Raw genomic sequence first — 18677 nt, 5'->3', positions numbered from 1 at the left:
CCCCGTGTCGCCGGACAGCCCGTACCCGTCATCCGGGAGGCTGGCGCATCCGCCGCTCCACCACCGCGGCCGGTGCGCGACTCCCCGGGGAAAGGACGTCATGTCGGACAGCTCCTGGACCCGCGTTCCCGCCACCACCGGCCGCGCTGTCGTGCCGGGACTGCTGCGCTCCCTCGATCCGCTGCTGCGGCGCTGGCTGCCGCGGCAGCGCTGGTTCGCCGGCAAGGGCCTGCCGATCGGCGACTTCCGGCTGGCGGCGGCGACCGAGCTGGTTCCCCCGGGTGGCCGACTCGGGCCGCTCGGCCTGCTGCACATCCTGGTCGACGTGGAGCAGCCCGGGCGGCCGCCGGACTGCTACCAACTGCTGCTCGGCGCGCATCCGCTGCTGCCGTCCGCACTGGTGCGCGCCGCGCTCGGCCCGGCCGTCGGCGGCCCCTACGACGGGCTGACCCTCTACGACGCGCCGCACGACCCCCGGATGGCGGCACTGCTGCTGGAACGCCTCAAGCTCCCCGGCCGCACCGGGAACCTGCGCTTCACCACCGAGCCGTCCGCGCAGTTCCCGCCCGGGCTGACCCCGCGGGTGTCCACCGCGGAGCAGTCCAACACCTCCGTGGTGTACGGCGACCGGTACATCCTCAAGCTCTTCCGCCGGGTCTCGCCCGGCAGCAACCCGGACCTGGAGCTGTCGCTCGCGCTGGCCCGGGCCGGGTCCCGCCGGGTGGCGGAGCCGGTGGCGTGGTTCGAGGCGCTGGACGCCGACACCGCCGACGCCATGGACGCCATGGACCCCAAGGACGCCGCCGGCACCGGCGGCCCGGCCGCCGCGCCGCCGGGCGGCCGGGAGCCGATCACCCTCGGGGTGCTCCAGCGCTTCCTGCCCGGCTCCAGCGACGGTTGGGCGCTCGCCCTGGCGTCCGTGGCCGAGGACGGCGACTTCCGCGCCGAGGCCGCGGCGCTGGGCCGGGCCACCGCCGAGGTGCACCGCGCGCTGGCCGACGCGCTGCCGGTGCGCCGGCTGGACGGCGGCACCCTGGAGCGGGTCGCCGCGGCGATGACGCGCCGGCTGGAGGAGACCGCCGCCGAGGTGCCCGGGGTCCGCCCGTTCACCGGTGCGCTGCGCGCCGCCTACGACGACCTCGCCAAGCTCGGCGCGGGCACCGGGCCCGGCGGGGCGGTGTTCGCCCAGCGCATCCACGGCGACCTCCACCTCGGGCAGGCGCTGCGCGGGCCGGACGGCGCGTGGGTGCTGATCGACTTCGAGGGCGAGCCGGCCCGCCCGCTCGCCGACCGGCGCCGCCCCGCGCCGCCGGTCCAGGACGTCGCGGGCATGCTGCGCTCCTTCGACTACGCCGCCCACCACAGCGGCAACGGCCCCTGGGCCGCCCGGCACCGCGCCGCCTTCTGCACCGGGTACGCCGCGGTGGCGGGCACCGACCCCCGTGAACAGCCCGTGCTGATACGGGCCTTCGAAACCGACAAGGCGGTGTACGAAGCCCGGTACGAGGCCCGCCACCGCCCGGCCTGGCTGCCCATCCCGCTGTCCGCCCTCGCCCGCCTGTCCACGACCCCCTGACGAGACCCCGAGGAGTGCTTGCCGTGACCCCCGCCGCACAGCCACCGCGCCAACCGTCACCCGGTGACGGCGCCCTCCCGGAAGCCGCCGCCCGCGGCTACGACGCGACGACGCCGCACCCGGCGGCCTCGGGTACGGCGCCCAAGGAGCGCGATGCGCCCCACTCCACGCCGGTGGTGCGGGGCGAACCAGGCGGCCCCACCCGGCCGGTGAGGGACCGCGGCGCCGTCGCGGCCGGTCGCGCAGTTCTTCCCCCAGAGCCTGGCCTGGGAGGTACCCCCAGCGCCGCTGGGTCTTCCGGGGACGCCCCCGAACGCAGCGGCGGCCGCAACTGCGGGGGGACCGGGCTCAGCGCCGAGGAGAGGGGGCGGCTGGTGGGGGGCACCCATCACGACCCGCACGCGCTGCTCGGCGCGCATCGCGAGGCGGAGGGCGTACGGGTGCGGGCGCTGCGCCCGTTCGCCCGCGCCGTGGCGGTCGTGCTGGACGGCGAGCGCACCGAACTGGCGCCGGAGGGCGACGGGTTGTTCTCCGCGCTGCTCCCGCTGACCGAGATCCCCGCGCGGTACCGGCTGGCGGTGTCCTACGACGCGGGCGAGACGGTGGTCGACGACCCGTACCGCTTCCTGCCGACGCTGGGGGAACTGGACCTGCACCTGATCGGCGAGGGGCGGCACGAGCAGCTGTGGAAGGTGCTCGGCTCGCACCCGATGACGCACGGCGGGGTGCCCGGCACGCGCTTCGCGGTGTGGGCGCCGAACGCGCGCGGGGTGCGGCTGGCCGCGGACTTCACGTACTGGGACGGCTCCGGGCTGCCGATGCGCTCGCTCGGCTCGTCCGGGGTGTGGGAGCTGTTCGTCCCCGGGGTCGGCCCAGGTACGGCGTACAAGTACGAGATCATCCGGCCCGACGGCTCGCGCGGCATGAAGGCCGACCCGATGGCGCGCGCCACCGAGGTCCCGCCGGCCACCGCGTCGATCGTCACCGAGTCGTCGTACGCGTGGGGAGACGCGCAGTGGATGGCGCACCGCGCGGACGTCCCCGTGCACCGCGCGCCGCTGTCGGTGTACGAGGTGCACCTGCCGTCCTGGCGGCCGGGTCTGGACTACCGGGGCCTGGCCGAGCAGTTGCCCGCCTACGTGCAGGAACTGGGCTTCACCCACGTGGAGTTGATGCCGGTCGCGGAGCACCCGTTCGGCGGCTCGTGGGGCTACCAGGTCACGTCGTACTACGCGCCGACCTCGCGGCTGGGCTCGCCGGACGACTTCCGGTACCTGGTGGACGCGCTGCACCGGGCGGGCATCGGCGTGATCATGGACTGGGTGCCGGCGCACTTCCCGAAGGACGAGTGGGCGCTGGCCCGGTTCGACGGCGAGCCGCTGTACGAGCCGGCCGACCCGCGCCGCGCCGAGCACCCGGACTGGGGCACCCTGGAGTTCGACTTCGGCCGCACCGAGGTCCGCAACTTCCTGGTGGCCAACGCGGTGTACTGGTGCGAGGAGTTCCACATCGACGGTCTGCGGGTCGACGCGGTCGCCTCGATGCTCTACCTCGACTACTCCCGTGAGCACGGGCAGTGGCTGCCGAACGCGTACGGCGGCCGGGAGAACCTGGACGCGGTGGCCTTCCTCCAGGAGATGAACGCCACCGTCTACCGGCGCTGCCCGGGCGTGGTCACCATCGCCGAGGAGTCCACCGCGTGGGACGGGGTGACCCGGCCCACCCACCAGGCCGGCCCGACCGGCTTCGGCGGCCTCGGCTTCGGCCTGAAGTGGAACATGGGCTGGATGCACGACACGCTCCAGTACATGGCGCACGAGCCGGTGCACCGCAAGTACCACCACGACGAGCTGACGTTCTCGATGGTGTACGCGTACAGCGAGAACTACGTGCTGCCCATCTCGCACGACGAGGTGGTGCACGGCAAGCGGTCGCTGGTGGAGAAGATGCCCGGCGACTGGTGGCAGCGGCGGGCCGGCGCCCGCGCGTACCTGGGCTACATGTGGGCCCACCCGGGCAAGCAGCTGCTGTTCATGGGGCAGGAGTTCGCGCAGGGCGCGGAGTGGTCGCACGACAGCGGCCCGGACTGGTGGCTGCTCGCGCCGGACTACCCCGCGGCCGGCGACCACCGCGGGGTGCGCGACTGGGTGCGCGACCTGAACGCGGTGTACGGCGCGACGCCCGCGCTGTGGCAGCGCGACACCGACCCGGGCGGCTTCGAGTGGATCGACGGCGGCGCCGCCGAGGACAACACGCTGTCCTTCCTGCGCCACGACACCGCGGGCAACCCGCTGATGTGCGTCAGCAACTTCTCCCCCGTGGTGCGCCGGGACTACCGGATCGGCTGCCCCGAGGGGGTGTGGGTCCAGGTGCTCAACAGCGACGAGACCCGCTACGGCGGCAGCGGCGTGTCGGTCGGGGGGCCGGTCAAGAGCGAGCCGACGCCCTGGCACGGCCGCCGGCACAGCATCACGCTGACCGTGCCGCCGCTGGCCACGGTCTGGCTGCGGCCGGCCGCGGGCTGAGCCGCGGCGGCCGGTCGCGGCTCGGCCCGCGACCGGCCGGGCGGGGCTCTCAGAAGACCGACTCGGCCTCCTCCATCCGGTCCTCGGGCACCGTCTTGAGGTGGGTGACGGCGTCGGCGAGCGGCACCATCACCACGCGGGTGCCGTGCAGCGCCGTCATCTGCCCGAAGGAGCCGGCGTGCGCGGCCTCCACGGCGTGCCAGCCGAACCGGGTCGCCAGCACCCGGTCGTAGGCGGTGGGGACGCCGCCGCGCTGGACGTGGCCGAGGATGACCGGGCGGGCCTCCTTGCCCAGCCGCCGTTCCAGCTCGCGGGCGAGCGTGGTGCCGATGCCGTTGAACCGCTCGTGGCCGTACTTGTCGATCGCGCCGACGCCGTACTCCATGGTGTCCTTCGCCGGGTGGGCGCCCTCGGCGACGCAGACCACCGCGAAGCGCTTGCCGCGGGCGAAGCGCTTCTCGACCATGTCCACCAGGTCGGCCGGGTCGAAGGGCCGCTCGGGCACGCAGATGCCGTGCGCGCCGCTGGCCATGCCCGCCTCCAGGGCGATCCAGCCCGCGTGGCGGCCCATCACCTCCACCACCATGACCCGCTGGTGCGACTCGGCGGTGGTCTGGAGCCGGTCGATCGCCTCGGTGGCGACGGTGACGGCGGTGTCGAAGCCGAAGGTGCGGTCGGTGCCGTTGATGTCGTTGTCGATGGTCTTGGGCACGCCGACCACCGGCATGCCGGCGTCGGAGAGCATCCGGGCGGCGGTCAGGGTCCCCTCGCCGCCGATCGGGATGAGGACGTCGATCCCGTACTGGGCGCACAGCTCGTCGGCGTTGTCGGCGGCCTCGCGCAGCCGGGCCCGCTCCAGCCGGGCCGAGCCGAGGATGGTGCCGCCGCGGGCCAGGATGCCGCTGACGGAGTTGAGGTCGAGTTCGCGGAAGCGGCCTTCCAGCAGCCCGACGAAGCCGTCCTCAAAACCGATCACCTCGTCGGTGTGGCCGGTCAGCGCGCGGTGGACGACCGAGCGGATGACGGCGTTGAGGCCGGGGCAGTCGCCGCCGGCGGTGAGCACTCCGATACGCATGGCGATCTCCAGGAGACACGGGTAGCGGGTCGCGGACCGGGTGCGGGTCCGCGCCGCCGCACGGGCCGGGCGGGCCGGGCCCCCGGTGTCACGGGGACTTCGGGATCAGCGTGCACTCAGTGATCCGCCCCGCGAGGTAGTCGTCCACATTGCGGACGGTGGCCGTGGCGATCTCCTCGACCGCGTCCACCGTGAAGTACGCCTGGTGCGAGGTGATCAGCACGTTGGCGAAGGTCAGCAGCCGGGCCAGGGTGTCGTCGGTCATCACCTCCAGCGACTTGTCGTAGAAGAAGACCCCGGCCTCCTCCTCGTACACGTCCAGGCCGACGCCGCCGAGCCGGCCCTCGCGCAGCGTGGCCACCAGCGCGTCGGCGTCGATCAGCGCGCCGCGGCCGGTGTTGACCACGATCGCGTCGTCCTTCAGCTCCGCCAGCCGCCGCGCGCCGAGCAGGTGGTGGGTGGAGGGCATCAGCGGCACGTGCAGGCTGATCAGGTCGGACTCGCGCAGCAGCCGGTCGAGTTCGACGTACTCCAGGCCCATCTCCTGGCACTGCGGGTTGACCGAGATGTCCCAGCCGAGCAGCCGCATGCCGAAGCCGCGGGCGATCGCGGTGAAGGCCGCGCCGATCCGCCCGGTGCCCACGATCCCGGCGGTGCGGCCGTGGAAGTCGCGGCCGAGCAGCCCGTCCAGCCGGAAGTCGAAGTCGCGGGTGCGCGAAGCGGCCCGCACGATACGGCGGTTGAGCGCCATCGCCAGCGCCCACGCGAACTCCGCCACCGCGTACGGGGAGTAGCGGGCCACCCGGGCCACGGTCAGCCCGAGCCGCTCGGCGTGCGCGAGGTCGATGTTGTTGTAGCCGGTGGAGCGCTGGGTGATCAGCCGGGTGCCGCCGCGCACCAGCGCCTCCAGCGCGGGCGCGTCCAGGGCCGCGTTGACGCTGGTGGACACCGCTTCGTAGCCCGCGGCCAGCGGCAGCGTGTCGGCGGTCAGGACGGTCTCCAGGCAGCGCACGTCGTGCCGCGGCGCGAACGCGCGCTCCAGCAGGGGCCGTTCGTCACGCTGCACTCCGGTAGCCAGGACCTCCATGGCACCGCCCTCCGTCTCCGATCTGCCCTCACTGTACGGGTACGGCCCGTTCCGTCCGGTGGACCCGCCGAACCGGCCGCGCCGCGCTGCCGCGCGCTGCCCGAACGGCCCAGAAACGCATCCCGCGCACCGCGTGTCCGCCGACGCGACGTCGGCACGCCCCGCCCTCGTCGGGCATTCGCCCGGTTGGCGCGTTAGCGTCTGCTGTGCGCACGCACGTACGCACTTCCCGCGCCCCGCGGGCCGGCAGCGGTCCGCGGCACGGGGTTCGGCAGCACAGGAACGGAGCACAGGGGTGACGCGCAGCGTCTATGTCACGGGCATCGGCCGTGGCGACGGCCGTCAGGTCGTGGAACTCGGAATGATGGAGCTGCTGACCCGCCAGGTGGACCGGGTCGGCCTCTACCGCCCGCTGGTCCACGACGCCCCGGACCGGATCTTCGAGCTGCTGCGCGGCCGCTACCGGCTCGCCCAGGACCCGGCGACGTACTTCGGCCTGGGGTACGAGGAGGCTGCCGCGCTCCAGGCCGAGCAGGGCGAGGCGGCGCTGATCGGGCGGCTCGTCGAGGGCTATCTGCGGGTCGCGGAGAGCTTCGAGACGGTGCTGATCCTCGGCTCGGACTTCGCCGCCACGAACCTGCCGGCCGAGTTGGGGGTCAACGCCCGGCTGGCGAACGAGTGCGGCGCCTCGGTGCTGCCGGTGGTCGGCGGCCGGGACCAGAACGCCGAGTCGGTGGTCGCGGAGGTCCGCAACGCCCACCACGCCTACACCAACCTCGGCTGCGACGTCATCGCGATGGTCGCCAACCGGGTGGCCCCGGACCAACTGGAGGCGTCCACCGAGCAGTTGCGGCGCAGCCTGGACGTGCCGGTGTACGTGCTGCCGGACGAGCCCGCGCTGTCGGCGCCGACGGTCCGGCAGATCGTGCAGACGCTCGGCGCGGAGGTGCTGCTCGGCGACGACGCGGGGCTGGCCCGCGACGCGCTGGACTTCGTCTTCGGCGGCGCGATGCTGCCGACGTTCCTGCCCGCGCTGACCCCCGGGTGCGTGGTGGTCACCCCGGGCGACCGCGCCGACCTGATCATAGGAGCGCTGGCCGCGCACTCGGCCGGGTCGCCGCCGATCGCGGGCGTGCTGCTCACGCTGGGCGAGAAGCCCGGCCAGGACATCCTGCAACTGGCCGAGCGGCTGGCCCCGGGCACCCCGGTGGTGGCGGTGCCGACCGGCTCGTTCCTCACCGCCACCGAACTGTTCGGGCTGGACGGCAAGCTGGGCGCGGGCACCCCGCGCAAGGCGGAGACCGCGCTCGGCCTGTTCGAGACGCACGTGGACACCACCGAGCTGACCGAGCGGCTGTCGGTGGCCCGCTCGGCCCGGGTCACCCCGATGATGTTCGAGCACGCGCTGCTGGAGCGGGCCCGGAGCAACAAGCGGCGGATCGTGCTGCCCGAGGGCGCCGAGGAGCGCATCCTGCGGGCCGCGGAGGTGCTGCTGCGCCGGGGCGTGTGCGAGCTGACCCTGCTCGGCGAGGAGGACGCGGTCCGCAAGAAGGCGGGCGACCTCGGCATCGCGCTGGACGACCCGGCGCTGGACATCCTGGACCCGCACACCTCACCGCTGCGGGACCGTTTCGCCGCCCTGTACGCCAAGCTCCGCGCGCACAAGGGCGTCAGCTACGAGCTGGCCTACGACGTGGTCGCCGACGTGTCGTACTTCGGCACGCTGATGGTCCAGGAGGGCCTGGCCGACGGCATGGTGTCGGGGGCGGTGCACTCCACGGCGGCCACGATCCGCCCGGCGTTCGAGATCATCAAGACCCGGCCGGGCGCGGCCATCGTCTCCTCGGTGTTCTTCATGTGCCTGGCCGACCGGGTGCTGGTCTACGGCGACTGCGCGGTCAACCCGGACCCGGACGCCGAGCAGCTCGCGGACATCGCGATCCAGGCGGCAGGCACCGCGGCCCGCTTCGACGTGCAGCCGCGGGTGGCGATGCTGTCGTACTCCACCGGCACCTCCGGCTCGGGCGCGGACGTGGACAAGGTGCGGGCGGCCACCGAGCTGGTCCGGCAGCGCCGGCCCGACCTGCTGGTGGAGGGCCCGATCCAGTACGACGCGGCGGTCTCCCCGGTGGTCGCCGCCGCGAAACTGCCGGGTTCGGCGGTGGCCGGGCGGGCCACGGTGCTGGTCTTCCCGGACCTGAACACCGGCAACAACACCTACAAGGCAGTCCAGCGCTCGGCGGGCGCGGTCGCGGTCGGCCCGGTCCTGCAAGGACTGCGCAAGCCCGTCAACGACCTGTCGCGCGGCGCGCTGGTGCAGGACATCGTCAACACGGTCGCGATCACCGCGATCCAGGCCCAGGGGGACCCACGGTGACCGCCGCGACCCATGTACTCGTGCTCAACTCCGGCTCCTCGTCGGTGAAGTACCAGCTGCTCGACATGGCCGACGGGGCCCGCCCCGCGTCCGGGGTGGTGGAGCGGATCGGCGAGGAGGGCGGCGTCGCCGACCACGCCGAGGCGCTGCGCCAGGTCGCCCGCGAACTGGACGGGCAGGGCCTGGGCCTGGACTCGCCGCGGCTGGCGGCGGTCGGGCACCGGGTGGTGCACGGCGGCACCCGCTTCACCGAGCCGACCCTGATCACCGACGAGGTGGTCGCGGAGATCGAGAAGCTGGTGCCGCTCGCCCCGCTGCACAACCCGGCGAACATCACCGGCATCAAGGTCGCCCGCCAGTTGCGCCCGGACCTGCCGCAGGTGGCGGTCTTCGACACCGCCTTCCACGCGAGCATCCCGGAGGCGGCCGCCCGCTACGCGATCGACGCGGCCACCGCCGAGCGGTACGGCATCCGCCGCTACGGCTTCCACGGCACCTCGCACGCCTACGTCTCCCGGGCGACGGCCGCGCTGCTCGGCAAGGAGCCCGCCGAGGCCAACGTGATCGTGCTGCACCTGGGCAACGGCGCCTCGGCGTCGGCGGTGCGCGGCGGGGTGTGCGTGGACACCTCGATGGGGCTGACCCCGCTGGAGGGGCTGGTGATGGGCACCCGCTCCGGCGACATCGACCCGGCGGTGGTCTTCCACCTCCAGCGGGTGGCCGGGATGCCCACCGACGAGATCGACACGCTGCTCAACAAGCGGTCCGGGCTGCTGGGCCTGTGCGGCGCCAACGACATGCGGGAGATCGGCCGCCGGATGGGCGCGGGCGACAAGGACGCGCAGTTGGCCTTCGACGTCTACGTGCACCGGCTGCGCCGCTACATCGGCGCGTTCACCGCGGTGCTGGGCCGGGTGGACGCGGTGGCGTTCACCGCGGGCGTGGGCGAGAACTCCGCCGCGGTGCGCGCCGCTGCGCTGGACGGGCTGGCGGGTCTGGGCATCGAGCTGGACCCGGTGCGCAACGCGGTGCGCGCCTCGGGCGGCCGGCTGGTCTCGGCCGCGACCAGCCGGGTGGCGGTGGCGGTGGTCCCCACTGATGAGGAGTTCGAGATCGCACGGGATACTTATGCCTTGGCGCGCGCTTAAGGACCTGACGCCGAAGGCACCAGCAACGCAGCCCCACATTATTCCGGAGCGGAACAAACCGATAGGATAGTGCCCATGCGCCGAGCCAAGATCGTCTGCACCCTGGGTCCCGCCGTCGACTCGTACGACCAGCTCAAGACGCTGGTCGACGCCGGTATGAACGTGGCCCGCCTCAACTTCAGCCACGGCAGCCACGCCGAGCACGAGAGCCGCTACCAGCGCGTGCGCAAGGTCGCCGAGGAGACCGGCCGCGCGGTCGGCATCCTCGCCGACCTCCAGGGGCCGAAGATCCGGCTGGCCACCTTCGCCGACGGGCCGGTGGAGCTGGTGGCCGGCGACGAGTTCGTCATCACCACCGAGGACGTGCCCGGTGACCGCACCATCTGCGGCACCACCTACAAGGGCCTGCCCGGCGACGTCTCGCAGGGCGACCCGATCCTCATCAACGACGGCAACGTGGCGCTGCGCGTCATCGAGGTCGAGGGCGCCCGGGTCCGCTCGCTGGTGGTCGAGGGCGGTGTGATCTCCGACCACAAGGGCATCAACCTGCCCGGCGCCTCGGTGAACGTGCCCGCGCTGTCCGAGAAGGACATCGAGGACCTGCGCTTCGCGCTGCAGATGGGCGTCGACATGGTCGCGCTGTCCTTCGTCCGGGACGCCAAGGACGTGCGCGACGTGCACCGGGTGATGGACGAGGAGGGCCGCCGGGTCCCGGTCATCGCCAAGGTGGAGAAGCCGCAGGCGGTGGAGAACATGGAGGACGTCGTCATGGCGTTCGACGCCGTGATGGTCGCCCGCGGCGACCTCGCGGTGGAATACCCGCTGGAGAAGGTGCCGGTGGTGCAGAAGCGGCTGATCGAGCTGTGCCGCCGCAACGCCAAGCCGGTGATCGTGGCGACCCAGATGATGGAGTCGATGATCACCAACTCCCGGCCGACCCGCGCCGAGGCGTCCGACGTGGCCAACGCGATCCTGGACGGCGCGGACGCGGTCATGCTCTCGGCGGAGTCCTCGGTCGGCAAGTACCCGATCGAGACGGTCAAGACGATGGCGCGGATCGTGGAGGCGGCCGAGCAGGAGCTGCTCTGCCGGGGCCTCCAGCCGCTGGCGCCGGGCAAGAAGCCCCGCACCCAGGGCGGCGCGGTGGCCCGCGCGGCCGCCGAACTGGCCGACTTCCTCGACGCGCGCACCCTGGTGGCGTTCACCAAGTCCGGTGACACCGCCCGCCGGCTGGCCCGCTACCGCGTGCCCGAGCCGGTGGTGGCCTTCACCACCGACCCCGCCACCCGCAACCAGCTGGCGCTGACCTGGGGTGTGGAGACGTTCGTGGTCGAGCACGTGGACAACACCGACGCGATGGTGGAGCTGGTCGACCGGGAGATGCTCAAGCTCTCGGAGTACGCCAAGGGCGACACCGTGATCATCACGGCCGGCTCCCCGCCCGGCGTGCCCGGCACCACCAACCTGGTCCGGGTGCACCACCTGGGGAACTGACCCGCCCCGCACGAGCAGCGGCCACGTACCCCTGTGGGAGGGGGTGCGTGGCCGCTTCGTGCGTCCTGCCGCGCGGCCGGGGCCGCGCGCGGGGTGCGGTCAGGGCTGGCCGGGCAGCACCTGCATGCCCGGCACGTGCAGGTTGCCGCCGAACTGGCCGGCGTTGATGACCGTCACGTTGGTGAAGAACAGCTCCGGCAGCGTCAGCGGCGGCGGGGACTTCGGCGTGAAGGTGATCGGGATCAGGCCGAGCAGGTTGCCGCTGAGCGACTCGGTGTAGAGCGTCGTGGTGCCGCCGGTGATCGTGGACGTGGAGCCCTTGGCGGCCTTGACCTCGGTATGGCCCTTGCCGCGCGGGCCGACCACGAACTGGTCGAGGTCGCCGATGTCGATACCGGTGGTGGTGAACTTCAGGACGTCCTTGACCTCGCCGCTGGCGGTCTTCACCTGCACGATGCCGTCGTAGTTCAGGCCGTGCAGGGTCAGGATGCTGCTCTTGAGGGTCCACGGCTCGTCGGGCAGCAGCGGTATGCCGCCCTCGGTCTTCGCGTCCGCGAGCGCCTTGGCGTCGTAGGTCGGGCAGGGGTAGCCCTGCTTGCCGTCGGAGGCCGTGGTGGACGGCGACGGGGTGGCCGTCGCCTTCGGGGTCGCCGTGGCGTCCGTGAGGCCCTTGACGGCCTTCTCGACGGTGTCCGTGGTGGACTTGGTGTCCTTGCTGTCCTTGGTGCCCGTGCTGCTCTTGCTGCTCGTCGTGCCGCTGCCGGACGTCTTGGACGTGGACGTCGGGTCGGGGGCCGGCGTGGTGGCGCTCGCCGTCGGCGTGGGGTCGGCCGTGGTGGGCGTCGCCGTCGGCGTCGGGTCGCTCTTCTTGCCGCCGAGCAGCCCGCTCAGCAGGTCGCCCAGCCCCAGCGGGTCGAGCGGGTTGTACGACGAGGTCGCCGTCGGCGTCGGGCTCGCGGTGGCGGCCGGCGTGGACTTCTTGGCCGAGTCACCGGACGTGGCGGTCGGGCTCGGGCTCGCGGTCGCGGCCGGCCGGTCGCCCTCGGGGCTGGCCGTCGGCGTCGGGGTGGCGGTACCGGACGTGCTGTCCTGGTCCGCCTTCTTGGTGCTCTTCGCGCTGTCCTTGGCGCTGCTCTTCGAGCTGTCCTTCGTGTCCTGCCCGGAAGCCGTCGGGGACGGCGTCTCGGACTGGGAGACGCAGGCGCCGGGCGCGAACGACGGCGTCGAGGGCTCGTCGGCCTGCGCGAGATGCGGGGTCAGGCCCATGCCCATCAGCACCGCCGTGGGCATCGCGGCGAGCGCCACCGCCTTGCCGGCGGGGACATGCAGCTTGGTCAGCAGCGACTTGCGCGGAGCCGCGTGGCGCGGCCCCGAGGTCGCCCTGGCGCGTGGCCCGTCGCTCGTGGCCGGCTGAGCGTCGTCACCCAGCACGGTGCCTCCCGTTCTTCTCCTTGGTGGTCTCTTCGTCGCCGCGTCCGCCGGCCAGTACCGGCTCCTCGGCGCGTTGCGGCGTCTCGCCCCGCGGCTGGGCGGGCACGAACGGGTCGCCCGGACGCGCGCCGCCGGGGGCGCCCTCGTCCTCGCCGGCCGGTCCCGGGTCGCCGTCGGGCAGTTCCGCCTTCTCACCGGGCTCGTCCGCCGCCGGGACGCCGGGCGCCCAGGAGACCGCGAGCGCACCGCCGAGCAACGCGAGCACGAAGCCCATCAGGAAGCCGCCGACGTTGGAGACCGGCAGCGACACCAGCGCGAGCAGGATCGAGGCGACCCCGGCGAAGATCCGTACCGCGGACTGGAACCACATGGTCAGCCCCAGCACGAACAGCAGCACGCCGATGATCAGCGAGGCGGACCCGGTGGTGGTGGACATCCGCACGGTCAACTGGCCGAGCGTGAGGTTCTCGTACGGGAAGTACGCGATGGGCAGGCCCGCGATGAGGGTCAGCAGTCCGGCCCAGAAGGGGCGTTGCCACCTCCAGTGACGGAACGCCAGACGTCCTTTCCGGAACCCGGCACGCAGTCCTGTCGACTCGGCGCTCATCGAAAACAGCTCCCTGGGACTGGCTTGGTGCGGTGGAAATACGTACGGCGGCCTGGGCGAGCCGCGTCCCGCGCGACTCGCCCGCGGCCACACGGCGCGGCTCTCGCCTGATCGCCTAGTAGCACTCGACTCCGGAACCGGAGCCCTTCTTCACGCTCATGCTCAGCCCGGCGAGCTTGAAGGTGCCCGCGCTGGTCGCCCAGGCGGTCTGGTCCACGTTCGTCAGGACGGCCCGGTCGGCCTCCTGCGCGAACGACCCCGGGTCGGCCTTGTCGCCCGCCGCGACGCCAGGGCCCTTCTGGCTGTCACCCGCCGCGACACCGATGTTGATGTCGTAGAAGGTGGCGTCGGCGTTGAGCTGGTTCAGGTCGATGTAGAGGTTGCTGGCCTTGACCTTCTTGCCGTTGTTGCCGGCCGTCAGCTTCAGCGTCACGTCGCCGACCAGCGGGATCTTCGGCAGGACCACCGACTGGCACAGCCCGGTGATGGTCGCCGACTTGAAGGCCGAGACCGCGACCGGCTGCGCGGTGCCGCCGTGCTGGACGTCGACCGCGCCGTACTGGATGAACCCGGTGCCGTTCAAGGTGTCGGCGTGCACCTTGAACTCCTGGCCCGACACGCTGAAGGACGCGGCCAGCGCCCCCTGGGCCAGCGCCACGCCTATCGCCGCGGTGGCCGCGACGCTCGGCACCATGACGACGGCGAACCGCCGCCATCTGGTACCGCCACGAACGATCGACTCCATACTTCCTCCTTCTCGGACGTACATCTCCGGCCGGGTCGTTCGGGCCCGGCCCGGGATGGGAGAAGTGCTACGTCCTCGGGAAGGAGAGCGCCGGTGGTCGGGAGGCCGTCCCCTCCCGGGGGAGTCGCGGACGGCGCTGTCCGAACGTCGGCGATCACCCCCGAGCGACAACCACTGGCCACGCTCTCGCGCAACCTTGGGGACAGGCTCCATCCGGTTCCATCCGTGGACGGAGACCCCCCTGTCCCGGGGCGACGGCGGTCACCGCGCACCCCGCCCGGCGGGGACCCGCGGCCGTCGCACCGGCTGGCGGCCGGACGCACGGTTACGGGACCGAGCTTGGCCGATCGTGGTCCATTCGGGGGCTGTGCACAAGGGGGTTCGTTACCAGCGGGTAACGGCAGAGCGTCACCAACATGATCGCCACAGCGCCTTTTCTGACGCAGAGTGACCGAAATCCGGGGGCGCGAATCCGGCACCCCGGGACAACGGCCCCCAAACGGGGGCGGGCTTCCTACCGGAAGTAACAGCGGCCGCGCATTGTCACGGTTTGATAAAGTGCGGCCGCCGTATCGCTAAATCCGTGAGTGCCCGCAGGTCCGCGCGCGGGTCACGCGCGGGTCAGAAGAGCACCCGGGCCAGCGCGGTGCGCGCCGCGACCACCCGCGGGTCGTCCGGGCCGATCACCTCGAACAGCTCCAGCAGCCGCAGCCGGACCCGGTCGCGGTCCTCGCCCGCGGTGCGCCGCACCGCGTCCACCAGCCGGCCGAAGGCGTCCTCCACATGACCGCCGACCAGGTCGAGGTCGGCGGCGGCCAGTTGGGCGTCGACGTCGGCGGGGGCGTCGGCGGCCGCCTTGCGCACCTGCTGCGGGTCCGCGCCCTCCACCCGCTGGAGCAGCTCCGCCTGCGCCAGGCCGAGCTTCGCCTCGGCGTTGCCCGGCTCGTCCGACAGTACGTTGCGGTACGCCTGGATCGCACCGGCCAGGTCTCCCGCGTCCAGCGCCTCGTGCGCCGCGGTCAGCGCGAGCTCCTGCGGGGTGGCGGGGCGCGGCGGGGCCTGCTCGGCGGGCTCCGCGGCCGCGTCGGCCGGGTCCACCTCGGCGCCGACGATGCCGAACCGCTGCTCGGCGACGGCGATCACCTGGTCGAGCACCTCGGTGATCTGCTCCTCGGGCGCGGCGCCCTGGAAGAGCGGCATCGCCTGCCCGGCCAGCACCGCGAAGACCGCGGGCACCCCCTGCACGCCGAACTGCTGGAAGAGCAGCTGGTTGGCGTAGACATCGGCGGTGGCGAGGACGAAGCGCCCCCGGTACTGGCCGGCCAGCCGCTCCAGCACCGTGTTGAGCTGCTTGCTCTGCTCGGCCTGATCGGCCCAGAAGCTGATGACGACCGGGACCTCGGCGGAGCGCTGGAGGACGTCGCTCTCGAAGGTCGCCTCGGTCACCTCGATGACGAGCGGGGCGGCGGGGGCGGCGCCGGGTCCGGCCTCCTGGCGCTGGGCGCGGGCCTGTTCGGCCTTCGCCTTGGCCTCGGTGGCCGCCTTCACCGCGGCGAGGTCGACCACGCCGCTCATGGACATGTTCCGTGGCTGCATGAGGCAATCCTCCCCCGTCGCGGAGCAAAGCGTGTACAGACCCCGATACCCGCCGGATTGCGGGAGGGGCCGGTGGCCGGTCGCGGCGGGGAACGCCGCCGCGGGTGTCCTCGGTACGGAGTCCCCGTCCGTACGGTGTGGCTGTCGCGTCGGCGGGCTCGCAGGCCCACCCTTTCGCTACGAGTCGTAGCGTAACTGCCGGGCGCGGGGCGCGCAGTGGCGCCTGGTGTGACAACGATCACGCGCGCCGCGGTGGCTACCGGCGGGTAAGGTCCGGCCTATGTCCCCCACTCCGCCGGCCGGCCCGAGCAGGCGCACCGGTCGGCCCAGAAGCGCCGAGGCGGACCGCGCCATCCTGGACGCGACCCGCGCGGCGCTGGTGGAGCTGGGCTACGGCGGGTTGACGCTCGGCGACGTGGCGGCCCGCGCGGGCGTGGCCAAGACCACCTTGTACCGGCGCTGGGCGGGCAAGAACGAGTTGGTGGTGGACGCGCTCGCGGCGCTCTTCGACGAGCAGCTCGAACTGCCCGACCTCGGCAGCCTCCAGGCCGACATCGAGGGCGTGGTGCTGCGCTTCGCCGAGGTGCTCGACCGCCCGGAGACCCGCACCTCGCTGATGGCGGTGGTCGCGGAGGCGGGGCACGACGAGGCGCTGCGCGCCCGCATCCGGGAGGCGATCGTCGACCGGCAGAAGCACCTGGTGCTGCTCGGCCGGGCCCGCGCCCAGCTGCGCGGCGAGCTGCCCCCGGACGAGGGCGCCGCCGACCCGGCCCGGGACGACCTGATCTTCGACGTGGTGGCCGGGGCGGTGGTGCACCGGGTGATGGTCAGCTCCGAGCAGGTGGACCGGGAGTGGGCCGACCGGCTGGCCCGGCTGCTGGTGAGCGGGCTGACCGCGGCGCCGGACCGCTGAGCCCGGCCGGCGGGCGGCCCGGCCGTCAGCCCGTCTCCGTCGCCCGGCCCGCGTCGGCCCCCTTCCCCGGGTCCGTGTCCGATTCCGCGTCCGTCTCCGCCTCCGCCTCCGTCACGAAGTGGTCGAACTCCCCGGCCTTGACGCCCTTCACGAACGCCTCCCACTTCGCGGGCGTGGTCACCGCGACCACGTCGGGCCGCCGCGTCTCCCGGATGTAGATCATCCCGTCGTCACCGACGGTCGCTTCGAGGGCCACGCGGTTCCTTCCGCAGGGTTGCCGGGCTGGGTGCGTATGAGACTAAGGGCGCAGCCAGTAGCATCCCGTGGCCAACTCGGCTTCAGGAAGGGGGCGTTGGTCCGATCAGGTGACGGAAGATCAGAATCGGGCCGGTTCGGTGTACGAACCCCACTCCTCCCGCAGCACCCCGCAGACCTCGCCGAGCGTGGCCTCGGCCCGGATCGCGGTGAGCATCGGCTCGATCATGTTGGAGCCGTCGCGGGCGGCGGCGGTCATCGCCTCGAGCGCGGCGCGCACCGCGGCGCCGTCCCGCGCGGCCTTGCGGTCGGCCAGCACCCGCACCTGCTCGCGCTCCACCTCGTGGCTGACCCGCAGGATCTCCAGGTCGCCGGTGACCGAGCCGGTGTGGCAGTTGACGCCCACCACCTTCTTCTCGCCCTTCTCCAGCGCCCGCTGGTACTGGAAGGCGGACTCGGCGATCTCCCCGGTGAAGTAGCCGTCCTCGATGCCGCGCAGGATGCCCGAGGTGATCGGGCCGATCGGGTGCTCACCGGTCGGCACCGCCCTGGCGCCCAGCTCCCTGATCCGCTCGAAGATCTGCTCCGCGTCGGCCTCGATCCGGTCGGTGAGCGCCTCGACGTACCAGGAGCCGCCGAGCGGGTCGGCCACGTTGGCCACCCCGGTCTCCTCCATCAGCACCTGCTGGGTGCGCAGCGCGATCTCCGCGGCCTGGGCGCTGGGCAGCGCCAGCGTCTCGTCCAGTGCGTTGGTGTGCAGGGAGTTGGTGCCGCCGAGCACCGCCGACAGCGCCTCGACCGCGGTGCGCACCACGTTGTTGTATGGCTGCTGGGCGGTGAGCGAGACCCCGGCGGTCTGGGTGTGGAAGCGCAGCCACTGCGCCTTGTCGGAGGTGGCCCCGTACACGTCGCGCATCCAACGGGCCCAGATCCGGCGGGCGGCGCGGAACTTGGCGATCTCCTCGAAGAAGTCCAGGTGCGCGTCGAAGAAGAAGGAGAGCCCCGGCGCGAAGGTGTTGACGTCCAGGCCGCGGGACAGGCCCAGCTCCACGTATCCGAAGCCGTCGGCGAGGGTGTACGCCAGCTCCTGCGCGGCCGTCGCGCCCGCCTCGCGGATGTGGTAGCCGGAGACCGACAGCGGCTTGTAGGCGGGCACCGAGCGGGCGCAGTGCTCCATCAGGTCGCCGATCAGCCGCAGGTGCGGGTCGGGCGCGAAGAGCCACTCCTTCTGCGCGATGTACTCCTTGAAGATGTCGGTCTGGAGCGTGCCGTTGAGCACCGCGGGGTCGACGCCCTGGCGCTCGGCGGCGACCAGGTACATGCAGAAGACCGGCACCGCCGGGCCGGAGATCGTCATCGAGGTGGTGACGTCGCCGAGCGGGATGCCGCCGAAGAGGACCTCCATGTCGGCCGCGGAGTCGATCGCGACCCCGCAGTGGCCGACCTCGCCGAGCGAGCGGGGGTCGTCGGAGTCGCGGCCCATCAGCGTCGGCATGTCGAACGCGACGGACAGCCCGCCGCCGCCGGCCTGGAGGATCATCTTGTACCGCTCGTTGGTCTGCTCGGCGTTGCCGAAGCCGGCGAACTGGCGGATGGTCCAGGTCCGGCCGCGGTAGCCGGTGGCGTGCAGGCCGCGGGTGAAGGGGTACTCCCCCGGCCAGCCGATGCGGTCGAAGCCGGGTACGTCGGCGCCGGGCAGTGGCCCGTAGACCGGCTGTACGGGGTCACCGGAGAGGGTGGTGAAATCGGCGTCCCGGGTGCGCGCGGAGTCGTAGCGCGCCTGCCAGCGCCGGCGGCCTGTCTCGATCTCGTGGGCGTCCATGCCTCAAATTTACTTGGACGTCCTAG

The 18677-nt window shown here is 72.9% G+C and carries 14 protein-coding genes; 6 read left to right on the top strand and 8 right to left on the bottom strand.

Annotated elements, in window-relative coordinates; translation table 11 throughout:
* Window positions 1-100: 100 nt before the first annotated feature.
* Window positions 101-1576 (top strand): maltokinase N-terminal cap-like domain-containing protein, encoded by a 1476-nt coding sequence (locus tag AC3EVP_RS12415; RefSeq protein WP_435129191.1) that lies wholly within the window; start codon window positions 101-103, stop codon window positions 1574-1576.
* On the top strand, window positions 1525-4101 hold the full coding sequence (glgB, locus tag AC3EVP_RS12410) for a 1,4-alpha-glucan branching enzyme (RefSeq protein ID WP_435129427.1): 2577 nt from the start codon (window positions 1525-1527) through the stop codon (window positions 4099-4101). The genes AC3EVP_RS12415 and glgB overlap by 52 nt, the downstream gene beginning before the upstream one ends.
* 49 nt (window positions 4102-4150) lie before the next feature.
* On the opposite strand, the gene AC3EVP_RS12405 is transcribed toward glgB, so the two are convergent.
* Together AC3EVP_RS12405 and AC3EVP_RS12400 are read right to left on the bottom strand one after the other, a co-directional pair.
* Window positions 4151-5176, bottom strand: a complete 1026-nt coding sequence (locus tag AC3EVP_RS12405) for an ATP-dependent 6-phosphofructokinase (protein ID WP_335974603.1) — start codon at window positions 5174-5176, stop codon at window positions 4151-4153.
* Between the two features lie 88 nt (window positions 5177-5264).
* The gene (locus AC3EVP_RS12400) at window positions 5265-6263 is read right to left on the bottom strand and encodes a 2-hydroxyacid dehydrogenase (RefSeq protein WP_435129188.1); all 999 of its coding nucleotides are present in this window, start codon (window positions 6261-6263) and stop codon (window positions 5265-5267) included.
* A gap of 295 nt (window positions 6264-6558) precedes the next feature.
* On the opposite strand from AC3EVP_RS12400, the gene pta reads away from it, so the two are divergent.
* The 3 genes from pta (at window position 6559) to pyk (ending at window position 11282) form a co-directional block, all read left to right on the top strand.
* Window positions 6559-8640 (top strand): phosphate acetyltransferase, encoded by a 2082-nt coding sequence (gene pta / locus AC3EVP_RS12395; RefSeq protein ID WP_335974610.1) that lies wholly within the window; start codon window positions 6559-6561, stop codon window positions 8638-8640.
* Window positions 8637-9788, top strand: coding sequence for an acetate kinase (locus tag AC3EVP_RS12390; RefSeq protein WP_335974615.1), 1152 nt, complete (start codon window positions 8637-8639; stop codon window positions 9786-9788). The genes pta and AC3EVP_RS12390 overlap by 4 nt, the downstream gene beginning before the upstream one ends.
* Before the next feature lie 75 nt (window positions 9789-9863).
* Window positions 9864-11282: a pyruvate kinase gene (pyk, locus tag AC3EVP_RS12385; RefSeq protein WP_335974618.1), complete on the top strand. Its 1419-nt coding sequence runs from the start codon at window positions 9864-9866 to the stop codon at window positions 11280-11282.
* 99 nt (window positions 11283-11381) lie between these two features.
* Here pyk and AC3EVP_RS12380 read toward each other — a convergent pair whose 3' ends face one another.
* The 4 genes from AC3EVP_RS12380 to AC3EVP_RS12365 form a co-directional block, all read right to left on the bottom strand.
* On the bottom strand, window positions 11382-12713 hold the full coding sequence (locus AC3EVP_RS12380; protein WP_435129183.1) for a hypothetical protein: 1332 nt from the start codon (window positions 12711-12713) through the stop codon (window positions 11382-11384).
* On the bottom strand, window positions 12703-13320 hold the full coding sequence (locus AC3EVP_RS12375; RefSeq protein WP_435129180.1) for a DUF6114 domain-containing protein: 618 nt from the start codon (window positions 13318-13320) through the stop codon (window positions 12703-12705). The genes AC3EVP_RS12380 and AC3EVP_RS12375 overlap by 11 nt, the downstream gene beginning before the upstream one ends.
* A gap of 115 nt (window positions 13321-13435) precedes the next feature.
* Window positions 13436-14065 carry a DUF6230 family protein gene (locus AC3EVP_RS12370; protein WP_335974628.1) on the bottom strand — a complete coding sequence of 210 codons (630 nt, stop codon included), beginning with the start codon at window positions 14063-14065 and terminating at the stop codon, window positions 13436-13438.
* Window positions 14066-14686: 621 nt separating this feature from the next.
* Window positions 14687-15661, bottom strand: coding sequence for a tetratricopeptide repeat protein (locus AC3EVP_RS12365; RefSeq protein WP_435129176.1), 975 nt, complete (start codon window positions 15659-15661; stop codon window positions 14687-14689).
* A gap of 280 nt (window positions 15662-15941) precedes the next feature.
* Here AC3EVP_RS12365 and AC3EVP_RS12360 point away from each other — a divergent pair, with 280 nt between their 5' ends.
* Complete coding sequence (locus tag AC3EVP_RS12360; protein WP_335974635.1) at window positions 15942-16574, top strand: TetR/AcrR family transcriptional regulator; 633 nt, start codon at window positions 15942-15944, stop codon at window positions 16572-16574.
* Between the two features lie 25 nt (window positions 16575-16599).
* Here the strand turns inward: AC3EVP_RS12360 and AC3EVP_RS12355 are convergent, their stop codons facing one another.
* Both AC3EVP_RS12355 and icmA read right to left on the bottom strand, forming a co-directional pair.
* Entirely contained in the window at window positions 16600-16830 is a 231-nt protein-coding gene (locus AC3EVP_RS12355; protein ID WP_435129173.1) for a DUF397 domain-containing protein, read from the bottom strand.
* 120 nt (window positions 16831-16950) lie between these two features.
* Window positions 16951-18651, bottom strand: coding sequence for a coenzyme B12-dependent isobutyryl-CoA mutase large subunit (gene icmA / locus AC3EVP_RS12350; RefSeq protein WP_435129170.1), 1701 nt, complete (start codon window positions 18649-18651; stop codon window positions 16951-16953).
* Between the last annotated feature and the right edge of the window lie 26 nt (window positions 18652-18677).

The sequence above is a fragment of the Actinacidiphila sp. bgisy144 genome (assembly GCF_057708105.1).
Note: the sequence above shows the minus strand (reverse complement) of the source record. Positions and strands in the feature narration are given on the sequence as shown.